The sequence below is a fragment of the Paenibacillus woosongensis genome (assembly GCF_030122845.1).
Taxonomy (GTDB): domain Bacteria; phylum Bacillota; class Bacilli; order Paenibacillales; family Paenibacillaceae; genus Fontibacillus; species Fontibacillus woosongensis_A.
In genome coordinates, this window is the sequence record NZ_CP126084.1 from 3,825,202 (window position 1) to 3,849,579 (window position 24,378).

The 24,378-nt window shown below is 50.6% G+C and carries 17 protein-coding genes; 3 read left to right on the plus strand and 14 right to left on the minus strand.

The features are described from left to right. Nucleotides 1–126: 126 nt before the first annotated feature. The 4 genes from QNH46_RS17570 to sigK form a co-directional block, all read right to left on the minus strand. Nucleotides 127–1,023: a carbohydrate ABC transporter permease gene (locus QNH46_RS17570; protein WP_283925414.1), complete on the minus strand. Its 897-nt coding sequence runs from the start codon at nucleotides 1,021–1,023 to the stop codon at nucleotides 127–129. A gap of 12 nt (nucleotides 1,024–1,035) precedes the next feature. Beyond that, a complete protein-coding gene (locus QNH46_RS17575; protein ID WP_283925415.1) occupies nucleotides 1,036–1,986 on the minus strand; it encodes an ABC transporter permease in 951 nt (316 codons plus the stop codon). A gap of 239 nt (nucleotides 1,987–2,225) precedes the next feature. Continuing rightward, nucleotides 2,226–3,194, minus strand: a complete 969-nt coding sequence (locus QNH46_RS17580; protein ID WP_283925416.1) for a LacI family DNA-binding transcriptional regulator — start codon at nucleotides 3,192–3,194, stop codon at nucleotides 2,226–2,228. 505 nt (nucleotides 3,195–3,699) lie between these two features. Further along, on the minus strand, nucleotides 3,700–4,395 hold the full coding sequence (gene sigK / locus QNH46_RS17585; protein ID WP_055107206.1) for an RNA polymerase sporulation sigma factor SigK: 696 nt from the start codon (nucleotides 4,393–4,395) through the stop codon (nucleotides 3,700–3,702). A 257-nt stretch (nucleotides 4,396–4,652) separates the two neighbouring features. Here sigK and QNH46_RS17590 point away from each other — a divergent pair, with 257 nt between their 5' ends. After that, nucleotides 4,653–5,276, plus strand: coding sequence for an acetate uptake transporter (locus tag QNH46_RS17590; protein ID WP_283925417.1), 624 nt, complete (start codon nucleotides 4,653–4,655; stop codon nucleotides 5,274–5,276). 89 nt (nucleotides 5,277–5,365) lie between these two features. On the opposite strand, the gene QNH46_RS17595 is transcribed toward QNH46_RS17590, so the two are convergent. Continuing rightward, nucleotides 5,366–6,553, minus strand: coding sequence for an MFS transporter (locus tag QNH46_RS17595; protein WP_283928479.1), 1,188 nt, complete (start codon nucleotides 6,551–6,553; stop codon nucleotides 5,366–5,368). Nucleotides 6,554–6,896: 343 nt separating this feature from the next. Between QNH46_RS17595 and QNH46_RS17600 the strand changes: the two genes are divergently transcribed. After that, complete coding sequence (locus QNH46_RS17600; RefSeq protein ID WP_283925418.1) at nucleotides 6,897–8,057, plus strand: serine hydrolase domain-containing protein; 1,161 nt, start codon at nucleotides 6,897–6,899, stop codon at nucleotides 8,055–8,057. A 131-nt stretch (nucleotides 8,058–8,188) separates the two neighbouring features. On the opposite strand, the gene QNH46_RS17605 is transcribed toward QNH46_RS17600, so the two are convergent. Next, entirely contained in the window at nucleotides 8,189–9,985 is a 1,797-nt protein-coding gene (locus QNH46_RS17605) for an acid phosphatase (RefSeq protein ID WP_283925419.1), read from the minus strand. Between the two features lie 289 nt (nucleotides 9,986–10,274). Here QNH46_RS17605 and QNH46_RS17610 point away from each other — a divergent pair, with 289 nt between their 5' ends. Beyond that, nucleotides 10,275–11,222: a bile acid:sodium symporter family protein gene (locus QNH46_RS17610; protein ID WP_283925420.1), complete on the plus strand. Its 948-nt coding sequence runs from the start codon at nucleotides 10,275–10,277 to the stop codon at nucleotides 11,220–11,222. 350 nt (nucleotides 11,223–11,572) lie between these two features. On the opposite strand, the gene QNH46_RS17615 is transcribed toward QNH46_RS17610, so the two are convergent. The 8 genes from QNH46_RS17615 to QNH46_RS17650 all read right to left on the minus strand — a co-directional run bounded on the left by QNH46_RS17615 (nucleotide 11,573) and on the right by QNH46_RS17650 (nucleotide 24,240). Further along, nucleotides 11,573–13,243 (minus strand): MGH1-like glycoside hydrolase domain-containing protein, encoded by a 1,671-nt coding sequence (locus tag QNH46_RS17615; protein WP_283925421.1) that lies wholly within the window; start codon nucleotides 13,241–13,243, stop codon nucleotides 11,573–11,575. Nucleotides 13,244–13,419: 176 nt separating this feature from the next. Beyond that, nucleotides 13,420–14,910, minus strand: coding sequence for a glycoside hydrolase family 43 protein (locus QNH46_RS17620; protein ID WP_283928480.1), 1,491 nt, complete (start codon nucleotides 14,908–14,910; stop codon nucleotides 13,420–13,422). Nucleotides 14,911–14,952: 42 nt separating this feature from the next. Further along, entirely contained in the window at nucleotides 14,953–15,834 is an 882-nt protein-coding gene (locus QNH46_RS17625) for a carbohydrate ABC transporter permease (protein ID WP_283925422.1), read from the minus strand. 12 nt (nucleotides 15,835–15,846) lie between these two features. Next, entirely contained in the window at nucleotides 15,847–16,746 is a 900-nt protein-coding gene (locus QNH46_RS17630) for an ABC transporter permease (protein WP_155610877.1), read from the minus strand. A 102-nt stretch (nucleotides 16,747–16,848) separates the two neighbouring features. Next, nucleotides 16,849–18,507, minus strand: a complete 1,659-nt coding sequence (locus QNH46_RS17635) for an extracellular solute-binding protein (protein ID WP_283925423.1) — start codon at nucleotides 18,505–18,507, stop codon at nucleotides 16,849–16,851. Nucleotides 18,508–18,614: 107 nt separating this feature from the next. Then, nucleotides 18,615–20,279, minus strand: coding sequence for a response regulator transcription factor (locus tag QNH46_RS17640; RefSeq protein WP_283925424.1), 1,665 nt, complete (start codon nucleotides 20,277–20,279; stop codon nucleotides 18,615–18,617). A 1-nt stretch (nucleotide 20,280) separates the two neighbouring features. Beyond that, nucleotides 20,281–22,014 (minus strand): sensor histidine kinase, encoded by a 1,734-nt coding sequence (locus tag QNH46_RS17645; RefSeq protein ID WP_283925425.1) that lies wholly within the window; start codon nucleotides 22,012–22,014, stop codon nucleotides 20,281–20,283. 87 nt (nucleotides 22,015–22,101) lie between these two features. Further along, a complete protein-coding gene (locus QNH46_RS17650) occupies nucleotides 22,102–24,240 on the minus strand; it encodes a glycoside hydrolase family 52 protein (protein WP_283925426.1) in 2,139 nt (712 codons plus the stop codon). Nucleotides 24,241–24,378 lie beyond the last annotated feature (138 nt).

The window sequence follows — 24,378 nt, forward strand, 5'->3', positions numbered from 1 at the left end:
ATAGATAACCTCCCTTTTATTCATCCGTCAAGATAAAATCATACGTGCTCTACATTTGCGTTTGTTCAATTTCTGCACATCCCCCCTTTCAAGCTTCGTCAACATTAAACTCAACCAACATTAAACTCAACCCTTGATCGATCCGATCATCACGCCTTTTACAAAGTACTTCTGCAAAAAAGGGTACAGAATCAACAGCGGCAGACTGGATACGATGATGACACCGTATTTAATCAATTCCGTAACGCGCATTTTGGCTGCGTAAGATTCCACATCGATCATCATCCCAGAGTTGACTTGATTCTGAACAAGTATGTTGCGAAGCACCAATTGCAGAGGATATTTGTTTTCATCGTTCAGGTAGATCAAAGCGTCGAAGAAACCATTCCAGAAGCCGACGACATGATACAACACCATGACAGCCAGGATGGATTTGGACAATGGCAGGACGATGCTCCAGAAGAATCTGGTGTTGGAACACCCGTCAATAGAAGCCGCTTCCCACATTTCGTCAGGTATGGAAGATTGAAAAAATGTCCTCACGATAATCACATTGAATACACCGCCCGCTCCAGGAATAACAAGTGCCCAGATCGTATTCAGCATGTGAAGATCCTTAATCAGCAAATAGGTAGGGATCAGCCCTCCGCTAAAAAACATCGTAATCATTAAGAACCACATAATCACCGATTTACCTACCAAATTTTTACGAGCCAACGGGTAGGCCGCGAATACAGTCACGGCGACACCAATTATTGTTCCTAGGGTTGCGTATAATATCGAATTAACGTACCCAATCCATATGGAGGAATCACTAAAAATCCGCTCGTAGCCATCCAACGTGAAGCCTTTTGGAAATAACCAGACCTCACCGGAGTAGATATAATTGGGATCACTAAATGAAGCGATCAGCACAAAATACAACGGGAATAATACGAGCAGCATAACGAGGGTTAACAGAATATTGTTGATAATATCGAACCATACGTCCCCTCTGCTCTTTCTTTTTAATAACTGATACAAGATGAACTCCTCCTACCACAGACTAGTTTCTGTCATCTTTTTAGCAATCCAGTTAACGGTGACAATCAGGATAATATTGACGACAGAATTAAACAGGCCAACTGCCGTAGAAAAGCTGTATTGAGCCTTCTGAATCCCCATTTCATACACGTAGGTAGGGATTATATTGGAGGCAGCATAATTCAAATCGCTCTGCATAAGAAATGCCTTTTCAAAGCCGATGCTCATCACGTTGCCGAGTGCTAGAATCAGCAGAATGACGATCGTTGGCAAAATACTTGGAATATCCACATTCCATACACGCTTCCATTTGCTTGCCCCATCCATTATTGCAGCTTCATGGAGCTCAGGATTGACTCCTGCAAGAGCAGCAAGGTAAATAATGGTTGAGAATCCGGTTTCCTGCCATAAACCTGATAGTATATACAATGGCCGGAACCAGCCCTCGTTCGCCATAAAGAGAATAGGCTCTCCACCGAACCAGGTGATCATGTGATTCACAATTCCGCTATTTGGAGATAAAAAAACATTAAGCATACCGACCAGTACGACGGTAGAAATAAAATGGGGGGCATAGATCACCGTCTGCACAAATTTCTTGTATCTCTTACCGAGCATCTGATTCAGCATGATTGCGATAATGATTGGAGCTGGAAAGCTAAATAACAATGAAAGAAAACTGAGAGAGAGCGTATTCGTGATGATTGTCCAGAAGTTATAGGAATTAAAAAAATCGATAAAGTGTTGAAACCCTACCCATTCACTTCCCCAGATCCCCTTACTTGGGGTGAAATCCTTAAAAGCGATCTGCACGCCGTACATCGGATAATATTTGAAGACGAGATAAAGAATAATGATGGGCAACAAAAACAGATACAGTTCATAGTCCCGTTTTACCCTTCTCCATCTTTTGCGGTTCGGTTTGATTATGGAATGATCCAATCCGCTAGTTCTTGAGTTCACTCTTATACTCCCTTTCAATGTAAATTAATCAGCAACTTTGAAACGTTTCCAATTTAGGTGGAGCAAAACGCCCCCGTTTAATTTATATAATGAATCAACCATAATAAATTGATATCTTCGTCAAATATCTATATAAATTGGAATAGGTTATTCACTTGAAACGTTTCCAATTTTGGAATAGAAAAACTTCAGTTCATTTATCCATACCGGATAAACTGATGTTTTTCTCCTAAAAGGGATCATGTAGTTTCGCCTGGCTTATAAATGACAGGAATACGGTACACCTGCTTATCTAGAGGTTTACCTTCGATCTTGTTGTAAAGAAGCCTGATCGTCATACGGGCCATTTCTTCCACCGGCTGCCTGATCGTTGATAGGATAGGATGAAAATAGGGATGATTTTGAATGCCGTCGTAACCGATAACCTTTACATCCTCTGGAACACGAATGCCCTGTCTTCGTGCTCTTTCTATATAGCTGGCGGCTAACATATCCGTAATAGCGAAAACGCCATCCACATCGCCATATTCATTAAAAAATTCATTAAAAAAGGCATTTTCATCGACAATGGGATCCGGTTTTTCATAGACCACAACTTCGATTCCCAACGTTTCCGCTTCATGAATGAACCCTTTTTTCCGATTCATCGTTTCACTGAAAACGGAAGTGACACTCCCAATAAAAGCCGGTTTCCGGGCACCTGCCTTAACAAGCTCCCTTAAAGCTATGCGTCCCCCCTCATAATTGTCCGAAGTGACGCAAGTAATTTTTTTATCAAAGTGTCTGTCGATGCTTACAATAGGAATATCATGGCTAACATTACTTTCAATATCATTGTAAGTAATGCCTACAATACCCGCCACTTTGTTCTGCCTGAGCATATCCAGATAATACAATTCCTTCTCAGGCTTGCCACCGCTGTTACACAGCATGAGCTTGAAGCCTTCGAGGTCCAACTCATCCTCAATATAATAAGCCAGTTCAGAGAAGAAAGGATTCCAGATACTTGGGAGCAATAGAGCTACCATCTTGGATTTCTGCATTTTGAAATTTCGCGCTACTTCATTTGGAATATAATTCAGTTCTCGTATAGCTTCCTCTACTTTTCTGCGTGTATTAGGTTTTACAGCGCCAGAGTTGTTAATGACTCGGGAAACGGTCCCCACAGCAACACCAGCCAAGTTAGCTACATCTTTAATACTTGCCATATTCCCCCCCCCGGACTCTCTTATGAACCATATAATAACATCAAGTTGGAAACGTTTCAACACCTTTTTGGAAACGTTTCAAGTTTTATATTTTTCTTTAACACTCACACTTTCACCTTTAAATTGTTATTTTAACGGCCAGCGAATTACGGGAACGAAATCACATTCATCTGTTATCAAGTACTATGGCATTCCGATCCCACACGATAATCTAGCACAATCCCTTGTGTTACAGTTCACTGTAATGTAAAGTACAAAGTACTGTTTGACAGCAAAATATACATCAGCATATAACAAAAGCCACTCCTGACAAAGGAATGGCTTCTTTGGATAAACCTTTCACGGCTCGACTGAATAACCTCTTGTTCTCTCCCCAGCCACATAGCTAGGCGGTACCGAACAGGGTTACGTCAAGTTATATGCACGAGGAATGTTATTTGTATCTAGATGTATAATCATGAAACAGACTGCTAGCGATTGAACTGAGCAGCCTGCAAAATGAACCTTATTTCTTCTTATAAAACTCATGATACAACTTCATCAGCGCCCTTTTCTCGATCCGCGACACATAGCTACGGCTAATGCCGAGCTCCTTGGCGATTTCACGCTGCGTCCGCTCCTCCCCTCCATGTTCGAGACCAAAGCGACCCTTAATAACCTCCTGCTCCCTTGCTTCGAGAATATCGAGGTTTTGATAGATTTTGCTCTTTTCCATTTTTAGTTGAACCCGGTCGACCACATCGTCGGCTTCCGTTCCCAATATATCTATGAGCGTAATCTCATTGCCCTCTTTGTCCGTTCCAATCGGATCGTGCAGTGACACATCTTTACGCGTCTTTTTCAGTGACCGAAGATGCATCAGTATCTCGTTCTCGATACAGCGGGCCGCAAATGTCGCCAGCTTCGTCCCTTTGTTCGGCCGGAAGCTCTCGATCGCTTTAATCAGCCCGATCGTCCCGATCGAGATGAGATCCTCCAGGTCTTCGCCCGTGTTATCGAATTTCTTGACGATATGAGCCACCAGCCGCAGGTTATGCTCAATCAGCATATTCCTGGACACAGCATCTCCTTCCGCCATAAGCTGAAGATGCTTCGCTTCCTCCTCCTCTGTCAATGGCTGGGGAAACGCATTGTTTTTCACATAAGACACTAGCAAAGTCAGCTGCTTCACAAACAAGGCAATCGCAGAAAATAATTCCATGACCAAAGCACCCCCACGTCGATTGGCCAAAGGGGATCGCGGCGCCCCGCTTCAGCTCACGATGAAATTCAGTTCTACATTGTATGTAGGCACTGGCCTAGATGTGCATGTACACAGGAATCTTCGCTCTTCTTTCTTGATGTGGAAAAACATCGCTGCAGAACCCGTCCAAATCCGGTATAATGAATGCCTCGGTCTTCATTCCGCTATCGGAGGAATGCAGCAATATATCATCTTGTGGAGGCTTTTACAAAGCTATGCAAATTGCAAATTCTACTCATGTCAAAATCATCACGGCTGATCCCAGCGGAATCGGCCTGTTTGGACTGGCGATCGTCACTCTAGTCGCTTCCTCGCAAAAGCTGGGACTGACGGACGGCTTAAGTTATGTCCTTCCGTGGGCGATATTTCTCGGGTCGTTCGCCCAGTTGTTCGCCTGCATCCAGGATGCGAAGCATAACAACACCTTTGGGATGACCGCCTTTGGCGCCTATGCCTTCTTCTGGTTCTCCATGGGCGTCAGCTGGCTGATCAAGCTCGGCGCATTCGGGCCGGAGCTGGCTGCTGGCATAGACGGCAGGCAGCTTGGCTTTGCTTTTACCGGATACCTCATCTTTACTATATTTATGACCATCGGTGCTATGGAGACACATAAAGTGCTCTTCTTCATATTTGTCCTGATTGATCTTCTTTTTCTAGGTCTAGCTATGGATGCATTTGGCATTGCCCCGGAAGTGTTCCACACCCTGGCTGCTTACGCGGAAATGGGGATTGCCCTGCTCTCGCTGTATGGCGCCGGAGCGGCGGTGCTGAATGTGCATTTCGGCCGGGTATTTCTGCCGGTAGGGCGCCCGTTTGGCATCTTCAAACCCCGGACCTGACCCGCTGCTAACCTTGCTAACTACAAAAACAAAGCCGCCCTTCGCGCTCCGATACGCGATAGGCGGCTTTTTCATATGGTGTGACTTTATCACCGGGCTTTCCAGGCACGTCGGCGGGACATCGCTTCCGTCGCCAGAAACAGGACTCCTCCGACAAGGGAAGTAATGCTTGCAAACAAATACATGCTTGATCCCCCGTACAGATCGGATAGTCTCCCGCCCACGACTCCGCCCGTCATGCCGGCCAGGCCAAGATACACCATGCTCAGCAGTGAAAAACCCGTAGCCCCTAGCTGCGGAGGAAGAATCCGTGCGACATAATGCATGGCCACGATCCAAAACACAGCAAAGGTAATAGCAGCCCCTGCTTGCAGCGCCAATAGAACCCACGGATCATCCGATACATAATACATGAACCAACGAATCGTGTATAAAAGACCGACAATGCCAATCAACACATATTCGTGGATCCGGTTTAGATACTTGCCGAGCAAAGCGAATACGGGAATTTCCATGGCCGCGGCCAGAGCCCAGGCCCATCCGACCATGGCATCGGTGGCGCCCAGCTCCTTCATGTACAGGCCAAGCATAACATCATTCATCCGATGAGGAACTGAAATGACGAATACCAGAAACAGAAACCACAGGAATGATTTGTTCGTGAACAGTTCTTTTAAGGTGGTCAGAGTCATGCCTTCTCCTTCGGCAGGCTCGTCGCGCAGGAAGATCAGCAGTAGTAACGGCACGACCCAAGCGGCCCACAGCAAATACGGCAGACCGGTAATCCCGCCCAAAACAGCCAGCAGCAGCCCTCCCGACAGGGATACTACGGTGTAGCCCAAAGAGCCGAACAGCCGCAACGAACCGTAGGATCTCCCCCTGCGCGCTGCCGATTGGACGGAAATGCTGTCCAGCAACGGCATCGTCGGCTGATAGAAGAAGTACAACGATAACACGAAACATAGCGTCAGTACATAGCTCTCCCCAGAGTTGAACAATGCGACACTGCTGACAATCGCCAACATCCACAGCCAAAAAATCATCATTTTTACCGTCTGCAGCCGGTCGCTCACATACCCCCAGAACGGCTGAACCATGCTTGCCACAAACGGGCCAATCATCATAAGAAAACCGACTTGCGAGGACGAATACCCCAAGTTCGCAAAATACAACGGCAAAAATGGCGCAAGCACCGCTAAAATAGCGTACTGCCAGAAGTTTATTCCACGAAGGATCAGCATCTGTCTGTCTTGTCGTGCTGCAGCTCTTTTGTTCATGGTTGTCAAAATTGATCTCTCCGCTTCATGATGCTATACATGCCTTAATTGTAATAGTCATAATTATTCGGTACTTAAGCCCGTGACTATGATATAACACAGTTGCATACCGTCTTCAAGACATCTTTGTCCAGTTTGGGCTGCATATTTGAATAAATCAGTACATATGACGCTACCGCGAATGGAAGTGGAATAATCTACGGATAAACATCTTAAATTTTACAATTCAAAAAAATGGAAGTTTGCCCCAAAAGCCCTGTTTGCAGTATGATGATTTTATTCACGGATATATGAACTTTTATACGGATACGATCATTAAAATCAATGAAATGGGGGATCTGGTATGGGAGATTTCCGGCATCTGGACGCAATGCTGGACGGCTTTACGAAGAAGAATCTTGCTGGCTGTGCCTGCGCTGTAGCAAGACATGGGGAAATTTTGTATGAAGGCTATCACGGTTACGCCAATGTAAGCAAGGAAATCCCGATATCTGACGAAACGGTGTTCCGGTTGTTCTCCATGACAAAAGTCGTCGTATGTACCGCAGCCATGATGCTCTTCGAAAGAGGACATTTTCTGCTGAATGAGCCGCTGCATGAATACATTCCCGAATATAAAAATCCGCAGGTCGTCAAGACCAAACCGAACGGCGAAATCTATATGGAAGCCGCCAAAAACCCGATTCTTATCAAAGACGCGTTCTGCATGACCGCAGGAATTCCTTACCCCTTCGGGGAATCCGAATCGGCCCGGCAGCTAAGAGATCTGCAGCAGAAGCTAAAGGATGAGCATGGAAAATACAGCCTGCTCACCGAAGTCAAAGCCGCAGCTCAGGTTCCGCTGGCCTTTGAACCGGGCACGCAGTGGCTTTACGGGTACGGGCACGACTTGGTCGGCGCTTTGATCGAGGTCATTTCCGGCAAATCGCTGGGCCAGTTTTTGCAGGAGGAGCTGTTCAGCCCTCTGGGAATGACCAGCACAGGATACCGTTATCGCGATAATATCGAGGAGCGGATGGCTTCCTGTTATAGCCCTGCCGCAGATGGATCTCTGCAGGAGGTTCCCGGCTGGCTTGATGAGCATCATCAGGCAGACTCTATTTATGAGAGCGGCGGTGTCGGACTCTACTCCACCTTGAAGGATTATCTGGCCTTCACGCAAATGCTGGCCAACGGCGGAGTTGGGAAGGGTGAGCGAATCATCGGCCGGAAGACGATCGATCTAATGCGGACTAATCATTTAAATGATAGACAGTTGGCCGACTTCCACAATTCCTACCTTGCTGGTTACGGCTATGGGCTTGGCGTCAGAACAATGATGGATCCGGCGGCCGGTCACTCCAACAGCTCCATCGGTGAATTCGGCTGGACCGGCGCCGCGGGCACCTGGGCTTCCATCGATCCAAGCGAAGGCTTCTCGGTAGTGTACATGCATCAATTATTCCCTAACATGGAGGAGTATCACCATCTTCGCGTCCGCGCAGCGGCTTATGGCAGCTTGTAACCCAATACAGCAGCAGAATAGAGCGTAATGATAGAGTATTTTAATTGCACAAAGCCAATCTACGGGGTTGAGAAGACCGTAAATTGGCTTTTTCCAGTTTCGTTTGGACGATGCCTGAAAGGCATCAAAAGCTACTTGCCCGCATGCACCTTCAACTGAACGCTATAGCCATTGTAGATCGTCTGAACTTTATAACCGCTCGGCAACCCGGCGGTCTCTACCGATGCAAACTCTCCATTTTTATCCGGACTGCCGTCCGTAATAATCGTGATGACGCCCTTAGGCACGTAACCCTTCGCAAAGTTTACCCGCAGCCTTCCTGCGTACGACGCGCTTCCTTTAATCCGCAGCCCGTCATTCGGGCCGTCAAGGCGAAGCTCCAGCGTTCCTTGCTCAGACTGCTTGAAGCTTCCTCCGATCGTCAGCTTGCCGGAAGCATTGGCAACCACGAGAGTGCCTCCCTGATTGGACACGTCTCCGAGGCCGAACGCCGTTTCCGATTCGCCAACAAGCGTCCCTCCGTCGATCCGCGTTCCCCCGGAATACATATTGCTGCCTTCCAGCTTTAATGTGCCTGTCCCTTTCTTGATCAGCCTGCCTGTGCCGGAGATGTCATTACGCCAGCGGTCCTCTGCATGAAAGCCGCCTTGCGTAGAATCCATTGTTGCCGTAACGTCACCTGCAAATGCGCCGTATCCATCCGCTGCTGCAAAGAGATTGAGACGCCCCCAGCCTTCCTCGTCATCCAGCACGGGATACCCGGAAGGGAGAGCCGTCGTAGCCAGCACCCAGCGGCGCTGCGTATCGTCGAGGTATGGAAATCGCGTCTCCAGCAGCACCTCCGCTCCTTTCGGCACGACGGCCGGCTTACCTGTTGGCCCTGCCTGTGGAAAATCATAAGTCAACCGCTTCGTAAAGTTCTGCTTGTTCGCAGCATAATCGCTGAAACGATCTGCCGCTGCCCCCGTATGAGCGAGCAATATATTGTGCGCCTCCTCGTAGGCCGCCTTCTTCAGGCTGCTGTTGGCCGGATCATTCAGGATTGCCGCAGCTAGCGCTGTCGCCATGACCCGCCCTCCCATGACGTCAAATGGCGAGTGCATACCTGCGACAATCCGATTGTGCCCAAGCTCCGATGCGCGGGTGAGCAGCTCCTGGTAACGCTCCGGGATGGCATAAGCCATCGCGTAGGCCGTCAAGTATGCCGCATTCGTGTGACCGCTGGGATAGCCGCCGTCATTGCTTGGATCGGGGTTTTGAGCTGGAACAAGAGTTGGCAGGACGGCTACATGGTCATTCCAGCGGAAAGGGCGGGCATAGTTGTAATAGCTCTTCGCAGGATTCGTCGAAGAATAGCTGCCGCGCAGCGTATCGACTAAGCTGACAATGCTGCCTAGCGATGACTCGGGAATGCCCGAATTCGTCCCCTCATCGTCATATTTTACACGGGTAGCGTCGGCCGGAATGCTTTTGATCGTCGTCCTAGCTCCTGCTTTGACGCGGTAGATATCGGTGAGGGGGCCCAATCCTTCAATAACGCTGTAGCTTTGCTTGCGGCGGTCATCGTAATAGGCGGCTTCCGCCTCTTCAGCCGTCCGGTTGGCAGTGATTTCGACGACCTTCTGGATATTGGCGTCCAGCAGCGCATTGTTCAATTTGCTTCCCGTATCCCAGCTGTCCCCGGGAGTCCAGAGCTTGTGATATTCCGATAGAACTCCAATCGCGGGATTGGAGACGGCCGATAAATGATCTTTATCATTATTTTTGTATTGGTCCACAAAGTAACCCCATGACGGCTTCGGCGGAGTTACCGATTCGGGGATTGCCACGGCGCTTGCCCCTGCTCCTCCGCCAAGGCTCCCTGACAGCAAACATACCGCTAAGGATGCAACGATTCGTTTTTTGTTCGACGGCTTCAACTTAAACATAATTCTCCTCCTGCTGGCATGAATTCGGATCTATACAAAAATATATATACCAACCGTAACTTACGATTGTCATGGTAGAGTCCGGGACATGTTATTGAATTATTAAATTTTTGGACATGACATAACAGGCAATCAGGCAAACCAGCTTATTCCGAAATCAATACAGCATTCCTGTTTAAACATCCTCTTCTTTCCTTTAATATAAAAGGTGGGCCAGCTGCTTCGCCTTAGCTCCCGTCTTAAACTAAACATTCCACTCTACTAGCTGATGAAAAGGACGTAATCAACCATGCTGCAATCCATGAACCGCCTGCTGAACCGCTTGATGCCTATAATTACTCCGGTGAGCATCGTCATTGGTCTCCTTTGCGGCAGCCGCCTGTCTTCATTTACTTATTTGTCCCCATGGCTGTTCGCATTCATGACCTTTGCCGGAAGCATCAGCCTCGGTTTTAAAGATTTTGTGAATGTGCTCAAGAGGCCCTTGCCCCTGATCATCTGCCTGTTCATCCTGCATCTGGCGATGCCTCTGATTGCGATGGGCTTCGGCCATCTTGTCTATCCGGGAGATATGTATATGATCACCGGGCTAATCCTCGCTGCCAGCATCCCGACGGGGGTCAGCACCTTTGTATGGGTCAGCATGTACAAAGGTAACATAGCCCTAACGCTATCGATTATTCTGATTGACACGATGCTGGCTCCCTTCCTTGTTCCCGGCATTCTATCCTTGCTCGTCGGCACCGATGTGCAATTGGATGTGTACGACATGATGAGCAGCCTGTTCTGGATGATCGTCGTGCCCTCCCTGATCGGCATGATTTTGAATGAATGGAGCAAAGGAGCTATCGCTCCCGTTTGGGGCCCGCGACTCAACCCGTTTTCTAAGCTCACGATGGCCGCCATCGTGGCCATTAACGGCTCGGTCGTCGCCCCCTATCTTACGGATTTCAGCCTGCATTTGGCAGGTCTGGCCGTCGTCATCGTGGCCATTGCTTCTACGGGCTACTTGCTCGGCCTGGCCTTCTCCAAGCTCATGGGGTGGAGTTATGCCGACAGAGTCGCGCTCATCTTCAATGGCGGCATGCGTAACATCAGCGCGGGGGCGGTGCTGGCCGTTACTTATTTTCCTGCTCCTGTTGCCGTTCCGGTCGTACTCGGTATGGTATTCCAGCAAATGATCGCCTCCCTTGTCGGTTATTTGCTGGGCCGCAATGCTCCGGCAGATAAGGGGTAATTGAACGCAGCTTCGGCCTCTTGATAGCAAACCAGCCTTGATATAAACCAATAAAGAACCCGTGCGTTGGCACGGGTTCTTATATCGTGAAGGTAACGGACAGACGATCCGCTATTTGCTGTTTTTGCGCTAAATTAGCCAGGCAACGGACACAGAAGATGCTATTTGAGCAAATTGGTCATCGAATCCTTTGATTTTACGCAAATAAGGTCCACTATGTCCGTTAGCTGCGGATAAAACAGCTTTTTCGCGAAATAGCGGAACCAGGGTCCGCGGGAGATTTCATTTGAAACGAAGTTACTTCTTGGTCCGCATGAACTTAGCCACTCGGTATCCGAACAAACAATCTGCTATCGATAGGTCGACATAACGATACCGAAGTCGCTCATTGTCTCAAAGCCGCCTCCCGTAAATGCTTGCTGTTCATTCCCCTTGACCGCAATCGGGTAAGCCTTACCTTCGACCAGCACTACACCCTCTGTCGGAGCCACGCTCATTCCAACAACCTTCAATAGCTTCCCCTTAAGATCGGTCACGATTCTCGTACCATACGGGAACTGAATATAAGCTTCCCCGTCCCGGTATACCACCGAATCCTTGCGCGTATTGACCAGCTCGAACCTCGTACCGTCAACGATTCGCGAATAAGCCGTCTCGTTCGAGACTTCTTCCCCATGATCCATCGGATACGGCAGCAGCCCTGTAAACCACAGCTCTCCCTCAGGCGTAGGCATAATCCCACACATCCGCTCTACGAAATCCAGCACGCATAAAAGCGATGGTGAATAAGTGTCCGTGTATCCTTCTTCTCCCGTCCATGGGCTCAATGTTTGCGAAAAACGAGTCATACGGGACATCGCACTTAATATCGGCTGCATCACCCAGGTCAACTCCACGTATCGACCGTGATGCTCAAAAGCATGCGACGTTCGAATCAAAGTCAAGAAATTCGTGGGCCCAGCCCAGCTATTATACGCCGAGGACGGATCAAAGCGCGGATCATCCATCGCTACTGAGGTTAAAGGATATTTAGCAAAAAACTTGCTCGTATTCAGCAAGTAACGTCTCAGCGCCTTGTCGAATAATGCACGGTCCCCTGTCTCACAGGCTAATACCCTCAGCAATACATCGGACTGGACGCGGACGAAATCCCCATTCCGATCCACATCATAGAAGAACTCGTCCGTTTCGTCGAAGCAGTGCCTGAACAAGCTCTGCTCGCTCTGCTTGGCCTTCAACTCCCATCCGGCTCCTTCCGCCTCTGCTCCCAATTCCCGCGCCATTCTGGCCAAATATTTGCGCTGGCAATATACGTTAGCTGTCAAATCAGGCGCCAGAAATGGAAGTATAGGCGAAGCCGGGTTATACTGCCGGGCATCGTCCAAATGGGCGGTATCAGGAACATGCCAAAAGCGCGGCGACAGATCATGGCCGGTATCGAACGTGCAGAATGCTTCTACGCAGCCAGTGCCCCGAGTGTTCCGATACCGGACGAGCCATTCGTCAAACCGGGCCATGGCGGTGTACATTTCCCTCAGGAAGGCCTGATCTTTTTTATCCCGCTTATTCAGCATATTGTGATTCCATACGCTTCTGGCCAACGGAGTCACCATCTGGATTTGCCTGTAAGCCGGCCCCTGCGCCGTTACCTTATAGGGCATCTGGCCGTCGACCCTTTGATATTCGGCGAACAGGCGGAACGTAGCCTCCGCCACGCCGGGTATGAACCGCGACAGCAGCTCGGCATTGATCGTCCCCGTGCTCTCCAGCCAGGTGCCCGGATAAGCTCCGCCTTCATGCAGGACGTGAGCACCCCCTCGGGACGTGACGATGCAATCCAGCAGCTTGCGGGCCGCGGAGTAATAGACGCCCTCGAACCGTTCCGCCGAGGATGCAAACTTAACGCCTGAGCGCTGCCATTCCTCAAGTACTGACCCGTGAGAACTTTGCTTCTCCTCCCCAATCAGCGTTACCGCGTCCAGATCCCGCAGCTTTGTCAATAAGCTCTCATTCAATCTCATCAGCCTCTTTACAATGTAATCATCGAATTAGCACGTAGGCCGGACACCATCCGCTCACTTGCATGCTTACCTATGGCCTACTTACATGTTTGCATGTTTACATGATTGCATGTTTGCCTACATGCCTGCTTGAGCTTCCTCACTTGTCCACGTGCCGACACTCTTCTTTTCACCGCTTACGCCCACGGCCCATCATGCTCGTAGCGAAAGCCTTGAAAATCGGCTCTGCCGCCTTTCTCACCGATCGTATAACTAAACAGCCCGACTCTCGCTCCCTTCCAGAAGCCTGCGCTCATGCGGCACTCGCCGCCTAGCGGGATGAACGTTATCCCATCCAGGCTGAAGAAGAAACTGGTCTCGCCCGATAAATCGATATGACTTTTCAGCCAGACCGATTCGCCGGCAAGCTTCGGACCGTGGAATACCGTTCCGCCTGTAACGGCTTGAAGATAATTGCCGCCTTCCTCTGTCACAACGCCGATCCAGTTCTCTTCCCGGGCGCAGAGGAAGGCCAAGCCCGCTCGCTGTCCCGGATTCATATGCAGAACGCTGAGCTCGGTACATACGATGCCTTTGCTTCCGATCAGCTTCTGGGTCAAAGTGTTTCTCGCCTGCAGAAGCTCCAGCGCAGGCATTGCCTTCAGCCGCAAATATCCCGGCCTTTCGCGCAAAGACCAGCTGTCATTGACCGGATTATGGTTCCACTGCCACTGCAGTCCGAGCTCCGGTCCCTCAAACGTATCCGAGGTCTGCGGCAGCCGCACCGGATGACGCCCGGCGACGGACGGCTTCGCATACACGGCCACGGGCTCTCCAGCCGCACCAATGACGGGCCAATCGTCCACCCACTCCACTGGCTGCAGGTGACACACCCTTCCGATCGCACCCGCGCTCTGGAAATGCATAAACCACGTCTCCCCGCTGTCCAGCTCCACCAATGCTCCCTGGTGCGGGCCATTGATATCGGTCGCTCCCTTCTGCAGGACGACCCGGCGTTCATACGGGCCATAAATATCCCTGGCGCGAAGCACAGTTTGCCAGCCGGTCTCTACGCCGCCTTCGGGAATAACCAAATAATAATATCCGTTTCTCTTGTATATTTTCGTTCCTTCGGCAATTTTTCCTACATAGACGATGACGCCGTCATCCAGCAGCGTCCTACCGTCCGCGCTCATGCGGTGAATAATAATTGGGCCGGCGCCAACGGTGCTGTGGCCCAGATAGGCATGGCCGTCGTTGTCCCAGAATGGGCAGGGATCCTCCCAGCCGACGACGCGCTTCACTTCATGAAGCGGACTCCAGGGACCGGCAGGATCCTGAGTCGTGCTCATGTACAGCCCTTCATCCGGCGTGCAGAAATACACATAGAACAGCCCATTGTGATAGCGGAGCGCAGGCGCCCAGCTCCCTTTCGCATAAGCCCGCATGTCGTCATACGCCGGATCGATATCCAGCCGTTCGTATACTTTGCCGATGATCGACCAGTTGACCAGATCCTTCGAATGCAGTACCGGCATGCCCATGAAATGAAAATCCGAGCACACCATATAGAAATCATCGCCCACGCGGATGACGTCCGGATCGGAGAAATCCGCGTTCAGCACAGGATTGCGATAATAGCCGTTGCCAAGATCCCCCCACGCAGGCATTGTCATCGTTCGGTTCATATCCACCCTTTTTCCACTCCTTTATTCTAAAAAAGCTTTTCCTTATCCCTTCACGCTTCCAAACACGAGCCCCTTCATGAAATATTTCTGCAGGAACGGATAAATGATCAGTACCGGGAAGGCGGCCAAGAATACCTGAGCCGATTTAAACGTCCGGTTTGAAATCTCCGACATATCGAGCAGCTCATTGGAGCTGACGATGCTCGGATCGGCCTCGATGATGATCGTCTGCAGATAGCTCTGCAGCGGATAGTTGGCAGGCGAATTCATGTAGATCAAGCCGTCAAACCAGGAGTTCCAGTGCCCCACGAGAACAAACAGCGATATCGTCGCCAAGGCTGGCTTCGAAAGCGGACAATAGATGCTCCACAGCACGCGCCAATGGCCGGCCCCGTCAATATAAGCCGCTTCCTCGATTTCTTTGGGCAGGTTGCGGAAGAAATTCATCAGCAGGATGACATTGAATACGGGTACGGCGCCAGGCAGTACTAGCGCCCAGATCGTATCCAGCAGCCCCAAGGACTTGATCGTCATATAGGTCGGAATCAGCCCGCCGTGGAACAGCATCGTAATGATGAAGAACCAGGCATACACGTTCCGCATCCCGAGCGCCTTTTTCTCCTTCGATAGCGGATAGGCGATCGAAATGGTAATAAGCATGTTGACGATATAGCCGAGCAGCACTCGTTTGCCCGAAACGAAAAATCCGGTCAGAAATTCATTTTTGGTCAGCGCGTATTTATATGAGGCGACCGTAAAATCAACGGGCCAGAGCTTAACATACCCGGCAGCCGCCGCGCTGCTGGAGCTGAAGGAAATGGCGAGCACGTTGATTAACGGCAGAATGCATACAATGGCCGTAACGGTTAGCAGAATATAGTTGAACGTCAGAAATATTTTTCGGCTGATTGATGTTTTGTGCATGCCTTCTCCCTCCTAGAAAACCCTGTATCCGGCGTATTTGTTGGCCAGCTTGTTGGACAGGACGATCAAGACGAAGGAGATCAGCGATTTGAACAAGCCAACCGCCGTCGCCACGCCGTATTGCGCGTCCACGAGACCGATCCGGTACACTAGCGTATCAATGATATCCCCTGTGCTGTAGACCATAGGGCTGTACAGGTTGAACACCTGCTCAAAGCCCGCATTAAGCACATTCCCCAAGCTGAGCACGGTCATCAGGGTAATAATCGGCAGCATACCGGGCAGCGTAATGTGAATCGTCTGCTTCCAGCGGTTCGCGCCGTCCATGGTAGCCGCTTCATACAGGCTCTGATCGATCCCCGTCAAGGCGGCCAAATATACGATCGTGCCGTAGCCGAAGGTTTTCCAGGTATCCGTCAGGACGAGCGTATAAGGGAACCACTTATCATCCCCCAGGAAAAAGATCGGCTTGATGCCGAATACGCCCAGAAATTGATTCACGATCCCGCTCGAAGGAGACAATATGTCGATCAGAATCCCGCCCAGGATAACCCAGGACAAGAAGTAAGGAAAATAAATAATCGTTTGAATCGTGCGTTTGAAAAAGGCTCCCGCCAGCTCATTGAGCAGCAGCGCAAATATAATCGGAACAACCAGTCCCGCGATAATTTTCAAAATGGCGATAAATACGGTATTCCACAGTACGCTCGTAAAGTTCGGCATATCCAGCATGTAGCGGAAGTTGTCCAGACCAATCCATTTCGAGTTGAAAATCCCTTTGGAAGGAACGAACTTCTGAAAAGCGATCACCGTCCCCAAAATCGGGACATAGCTAAAAATTACAGTTAAAATAATGCCGGGTAAAATCATCAGATGCAGAGGAATTTCCTGCAGTTTCTTCTTCATTCCCATCGCGGCTCCTCCATTCATAGCCATGCTGACAATAAAAAGGGAAAATAGAGTTGCCCCTTTCTTCCCTTTTCATCGTCCTCTTATCCAATCCGAGCCAAACTTTTATTTGTTCTTCTCAGCCCATTCGTTGACTTCCTTCGTAATTTGCTCTCCGCCAAGCTTCTTCCAGTCCTCCACGAACTTGTCGAAATTGTCCAGCGACTGTCCCATAATAATTTTTGTGAATACTTCCTCCTCCATCTTCTCCAGGGTGGCGAGCTTCTCGACCATCGTCGGCGTCGGCGCCCCGTAGAAGGCATCGAAAATGTAGTTATCCTCCTGAACATAATGATCGATCACGTCGAAGCTGCTTGGCGAACCGAATACGCGTTCTGTTCCCCAGTTTGCTCTGTTGCCGCCCCGGTAGTCGACGATTCTGTCATAGTAGCCCTTTTCCTCAACAGACAGCTGGGATGGGTCATTCGTTTCCAGAGCCTGCATCGTATTTAAGTGCGCGTTCAGGTTTTTCTTGGCCGGGTCGGCGCTGATCAAGCTGTACAGATAGACCGGAATGTTCGTATCGGTAATTCCGAATTTGCTGTTCTCTTGAGCGACTTCTGGATCATAGCCCTGCATGCTGAAGTTCAGCAGCTTGATAATCGCTTCCGGATGCTTGCTGTCCTTGCTCACCCCGTAATATCTCGTAATCGGCATTTTGCCAATCGGGGTTGCCTTCTTGTCATCCACGGATACAAGCGGTAAAGCCTTCCACTCGGCGTTCGGGTCATTGTCGACATTCTGCTGGATGATGGACAGCGGAGCAGACATGGAACCGTAGAACATGCCTACCTTGCCGCTCGCCACCGATTCGGTCACCTTGGCGCGGTCCTTCACGCCAAACTCCCGATCCAGTATGCCTTTAGCGTACAGATCCTGCAGCTGCTTCAGCGCATCCTTCACGGCGGGCTGAATGCTGCCGTACACGAGCTGGCCAGAATCATCTTTAACCCATTTGCCCGGATTCACATGATAACCGGAGAAGTATCCCGACGTACCGAAATGGGCATCCGTCAAAAAGGTTTTGGTAAAGGCCAGGCCGAACGTATCGTCTTTGCCGTTGCCGTCCGGGTCATTATTTGTAAATGCTTCCGCAATAGCGAGCACATCCTGCATCGTTTGCGGCTCCGGCAGCCCCAGCTTCTCCAGCCAGTCCGTCCGGACATACAATATCGGCAGCCCGTCGACCGCAGAGGACGTATGCGGAATCGCCATTAATCTGCCGCCGATCTTCGCCGTGTTAAAGCTGGCCTCATCCTGCAGCATGATTTCCTTCGTAATTGGCGATGCGTATTTCTCGAACAAATTCGTCAAATCGTACAGCATGTCGTTCTCCGCCAGGTCAGTCAGCTGCTTGTTCTTCAGCCACATAATATCGGGCAAATCGCCGGAGGCGATCGATACGTTCATCTTCTGATCGAACTGCTCGACGGGAACCGTCCAGACATACTTCAAATTGATGCCGAGATCGCTTAAATAAGTGCGGGTATAAATATTGTCCTCGATCGTATCGTTGTTTTCGTATTTGTAAGTTGATTCCGTATAACGCCATGCCGTAATGTCCACGGGCGGATCATACTTCGCCATCAAATCCACATCGGTCTTGGCCGGATCCGGAGCAGCTGCGGGCGAATTCGCTTCCTTGGCGCCTCCGCAGGCTGTGAGCAGCATGAAACCTGCCAAGCATAGAATTGCCGATTTCTTCATTGTTCTTCTCTTTTTCATATGAACCTCCCTGAAAGCTGTAAGTGGTATAGGGCCCTTATAGGTTTAATGTTAGATTTGAAACCGCTCTCATTCAATATTCATCTCTTGACATTTGAATCAACTGTTTACCTGTTGAATATGGTGGCCCGATATTCCTGGGGCGTCATATGGGTCGCCTTGCGGAAGGAGCGCGTGAAGTTCGTGGCCGTTCCGTATCCAACAAGCTCCGCCACGTCCTGGATCTTGACGTCCGGATTTTCCAGCAGCCGCTTGGCCCTCGTCATTCGGCACGCCGAGATGTATTCGGATAAATTTGTGCCGGTCACCTGCTTGAACAGCCGGGATAGGTAAGACGGGTTAAAAAAGACCAGCTCTGCCAGCCGGACCAGCGATATCTCGTCGGGATCATGCAGATGGTCCTGAACATGCTTCTGAATGACGGTGATAACGTCCCTTGCCCGCCTCTCCTCCTCCTGACTCTGAAGGTTGAACAGCATGTCCCCGACATGGAGCAAATAGTCGAATGCTTGCTGCCAGGACTCATGCTCCCCCGGCTGCATCAGCTTGTGCAGGCCGATCCGGGTCGCCGCCGTCTCGACCAGGTTCCAGCGATTCATGTAAGACAGAAATACCAGCCCGATGGAATAATACAGCTCCTGGGCCGGGACATGATGCATGCTGTCGATGTCAGCCAGCGCGGCCGCGCAATCGAGCAGAATAGCTCTGAATTCGGCCCGCTGTCCATGCTCCAATTGATCAGCAAGCGCGGCCGGCTTGGCATGGCGCAGAAGCGGCTTTCCGCGCTGTTCCTCCCCTGGCGGCTGAAGCTTCTGCTCAATCATTTGCTTATCGAGAAGCAGCATGCCGCAGCCCTGCCCGATCCGGTAATTCATCAGCATGTTCAGCGTGGAGAATCGCTCCGCCGCGTCCTCCCACATCACCGGGCTATCGTCAAGCACGAACGACAGCACTTCGCCGAGGGACTCGCGGCATGCCGACTGGATCAGCTCCAGATTACCCTTCATGAACGTCATGGCCCGCTCCCAGCTCTCGGCTTCGCTGCTTTCCTGCAGCGGCTGAATCAGCCAAACCGGGTCCATGCTCTCATTGACGACGTCAACGAACGAGACGCGAGCGGACAAATACTGGTTGGTTATAAGCCTGATTCTGTAGAGCTGCCTGGACTTCGTCGCATAGGTAAGCGCGCTGGCGAAGCTGTTGACCCTGCCCAGCATAATGAGCACAGGACGGTCCGCGCGCAGTGGAATCGCCAGTTCATCGAACTGCTTCTGATGGATTTCCTGCACGCCGAGCTGCTCGTTCAAGATTCCTTTGACGTAGTCTTTTTGCAGCAATTCCCTTGTCGCGTCAAGCTGCTCCTGTGCCTTCTGGAGCAACGCCTCCGCCTTCAGCTCCGTCTCGATATCCATGGCCGCCTGCTCGACCATCTGAATCACTTTTTCATACCCTTCGGTCTTTAATAAATAGCTCACACCCTCATACTGGAAGGCCGAGTAAATATAGGAGAATTCATTATGTCCCGTCAGAAAAATGACCCTGCAGCTAGGCCATCTCTCCCTGATTTTGTCCAGCAGCTCAAGTCCGCTCAGGCCGGGCATCCGGATATCCGTAAGCACGATATCGAAGCGCGTCCGATCGAACAGCCGCACTGCCTCATCACCGGAATAGGCCTTGTAAACATCCAGCTCCAGCTGGGGCAGATTCGACAGCACCTCATATAACCCGTCCGCTATAATCATTTCGTCATCGACGACCAAAAGTCTGTACATCTTATATCCCTCCATCCGAAATGACGATCCGAATCGTCGCTTTTAATCCGCCCAACTCGCTTCGCTCCACATATAATCCGCTGTTCTGTCCAAACTTCAGGCGGATTCTCTGGTGTATATTGAGCAGCCCCGTCGTCTCCGCTTCATCTGGACGCGACAGGCTCTCGTTCAGAGCACGGATCTGCCCATCCGTCAGCTCCTCGCCGTTATCCTCCACGATCAGCAGCAGCTCGTTTTCCGTTCGGGCAAAATGGACACTTAAAATGCCGTTGGCGCTTTTTTTCTCCAGCCCGTATTTGAAGGCGTTCTCAATAATCGGCTGCAAAATCAGTCTTGGCACCATAATATGGCCCACATTTTCCGGCAATTCGCCGAACTCGATCCGGTTGCGTTTCGCGAATCGCATAGCCTGGATTTCGGAGTACACCTTCGCATGTTTTACCTCTCTCCCCAGCAGCACCTCATCGGAATCGCCTCGCGTAATGAATTGGAAATACTCCCCAAGCTGATTCGTGAACCGCTCGAGATTGTCATAATCGCCCAAGCGCGTCATCGTATTAAGAATGAAAAAGCTGTTGTACAGAAAATGCGGGTTGATCTGGGACTGCAGCTGCTTCAGTTCGGCCTTGTGTGTCAATAGCTGCTGTCTGTACACCTGGTCGATTAAGGACTTCAGATTTTCCAGCATGGCGTTAAAACGCGTATAAATATACTGGAACTCATCATTGAAATCATGGTCGATCTGCTCATTGAAATCGCCGTGCTCGACTTTGCGGAAAGCCTTGACCAGCTTGTACAGCGGCTTGTGAATATACTTGTAGACGTAAAGAGAATATACGACGATGATGGCAAATGATACGAGCAGCAGCAGAACGAACCAGTTCCGGTACTTCTCGAGCGGCTGGAATACGGCATGGACCGGAACGTATTTGCTGAGCACCGCCCCGAAGAAATGCGAGTAGCTGTACACGGCCAAATACTGCTTGTTCGTTATCGTCACGGTCTGCGCCGTATTGGGGTCGACGTCGCTTAACATTTGCGAAGCAGCCGCAAGATCGAAATGAGCGTCATGACTGGTCGTGATCTCAAACTGCGAGCTTTTAAATACCAGCCCCTCCCCCGGGGAGTTGACCATCTTCTTCATATTTTCCTTGAGCTTGTCTTTGGAAATTTCGATGACCACGATAAAGAGCGGCCACTTCTTGCTCTCCGGCGTCACAAAAGGATACGAGGCGCTCAAATAGGTTTTGCCGTTCATATTGATCAGCTTCGAATCCAGAGATAGCGGAATATTCTTGAAATCCTCATATTCCTCTGGATTAAACGAGGAGATCGTTAGAGCGGATACGTTTTTTTGGATCGCCGGAATATGGGCATACACATCGACGATATAAGCGCTGCTGTTCCGTATGGCGTTAAGCCGCTGCTGCAAGCGCAGAATGCTCTGCATTTTCTCGATATCATTCATCGATTCCGGGATCGCGCCCAGCGCGTTCAGATTATCATCGCTCAAGACATCATACTGCAGCGTTTGAATTCGTTTGAACTCCTCCTCCAGGCCGCTGTAATATTGCGATACCTGTGAAATCATCGATTTGGAGATTTCGTCCTCCAAGGTGCGGACTCCCCAGTTATAAATGATCATGCTGAGGATATAGAGAGGAAGAAGAATGCAAATAAACGAGAGGATCAGTCTTTTGAGCACGTTTTTTTTCCATGGATGATTCAGGTTCATGTTCTCCCTCCCCTACTAAAATAGAAAAGAGCCTTCGCTGTAGGGCAGTGTTCCCTACCGAAGGCCGATGAACTTGTAACGCAATCCTTACGCCTGCTTCTCCGCCGCATCCTCTTCCAGCCACAATATGGCTGTTACGCCCCGCGGATAATACTTGCTGCCCGTAATTTGACCCGAGATCATCTGATCGCTCCAGCTCCAGACAGAGAGCTCCGGATGCGTCAGCCATTCCACATGGGCCCTGTCGGCATGGCGGCCCTGTTCATCCCAGGTTAACCCGAGTATTTGCCGGGCGATGAACTGGCAGAGGTAGATTTTGCTGAGCCAGCTGTTGTTGCTCGTCGAGGACAGCTTCCAGCCCCCGTCTTCAAACAGGCAGACCCCCTTTCGCAGCACGCTGTGCAGATGGCGATCCAGCACCCCGATATATGCTCCGAAGCGGCCGCTGCGCTCCAATGCATCACGGCAGCCCGTCACATACGGGAATATCAGCCCTTCAATGGCTGGTATGATTTTAGAATCATTGCCTTCCCCGATGACGGCGGGAATATAGCCCTGCTCGGTGACGCTGGACACGAGCGTTGCTGCGCATTTGACAGCCTGTTCCCCTGCGGTCTGAGCTTTCTCAGCCATCCCGAACTCGGCAAACAGCTTCTCCATCGCCACATAGGCCGCCCAGCATTTGCCCGCCAAATAAATATTGTTGCGCGCTTGGCCAAGGGAGACATCCAGGCTGTCGTACGTGGTAATTTCCGCGCCGCCCTTCGTGCGGGTGCTGTCCAGACCCATGATTCCGTTTCGCTGGGCCGGATCGGGATGATCCCGGTTCAGCATGCTGTCGAGACATCGTGCCATCATGCCGATATTTTGCGTCATCCAGGCGGAGTCCTTCGTCTTCTCGTAATACGCCGCCGCGCAAAGTATCCAGTTTACCAGCTGCTCATGGGTCATATGCGAGAAGCAGCCGTCCAGGCCGTATATTTCATAGGAGGAATGGCCCGGACGGGACAAGGAGTTGTTGACTCCCATGTCGTGCGTAAAGCTGATACCTCCCGGATACTCGGTGCGATCCCCCGGGAACGTAACTGTATCCTCATAGCTGTAGCGCTTCACGAACATGTCCAGCTCATTGCGCACTGTCCACGGGTTCATCCGCAGCTCGTAGTACAGCTGATCCACCGTCAAATCGAAGGTATTCATCATCCGGTATTCGCCTTCATTGACCACCCAGAAGGGCTCGCCGTTATAATCCAGCAGCTGAGTGGAGCCGTAATAGCTGCGAATGGCATGGGCCAGCATGAAAGCCTGATCCTCGTTCAAAGGGGATTTATCGATTAAATCATTCGCCCGTTCTGCCTCCTCCTTCAGAGCATCGAACCTGGATAAGGCATATTCAGCGACCGACTCAATATTCGGAAAGAAGCGGTTATAGTAATAGCTCGCATCGATTCCGGTAGTTACATATCCGGCGCGGTGGAAGCAAACGGCAAAACGATAGGTCTGTTTCGTCCCGGCCGGAACATCCATCAGCATTGCCCCGGACGAACCGAGCCCGAAACCCCAGTTCTCTTCATGCGCAGGTCTGAGAATTTCCTCTATATTGAAATAAAGCCCGGACTGCACCGTCCCGCGCTCGGCTGCAATCGCGATGAATCGGCCCTGTCCGATTCCGGATAGCCGGTCCGACACATCGTCCAGTCTGCGCATGGAGCCTGCAGGGTCGTTCTTGCGAAAGCCAAAGAAGGCTCGTCTTGACCGGCTGCAACCTGTATTATCCACATCCATCTCTATCAGAACCGCAGGGACAAGCACATCCTTCAATTCCTGCTCGGAAGCGGTCCTCGGATCGGGAACGGAGCGCACCTGCGAAATGATGCGGAAGGTCAGGCCGCCTGCGCTCCAGCTGTCGGTCGCCAGCCGGAAATCCCGCTTGATCTCTTCCCGGGGAAAATGATGGATGATTCTCCGCTTCTTTTTAACAGCAGGATCGTCTTCCTTCTCTACGTCATAGCGCTTGCGGTCATCCTCTCCCGTCATTTCATGGAACGGCAGTGAATCGTATCCGCTGCCATCCTCCCGTTCAAGGCCAATGTACACATTTTGCATAGGCGACTGGCCCAGCTCCAAATCGAATCCCCCGCCTGCCTCGGGAAAACCTAAGGTAAAACTGGCAAATGCCCCGATCGGGGAGTGATGGGCGTTAAAAAACTGGTTTTTCGGCGTCATGCCTCGGACACTCCTTTAATGCAATTCTCCTAAAATCCATAGGGTTAAAATCTATGGTAAGGCTTACATTCGAGGAGGAACAGGGTCAAACCTTACGACAAAATGGGCAAAACGGACGCCCGCCGTCCAGATTGCCCT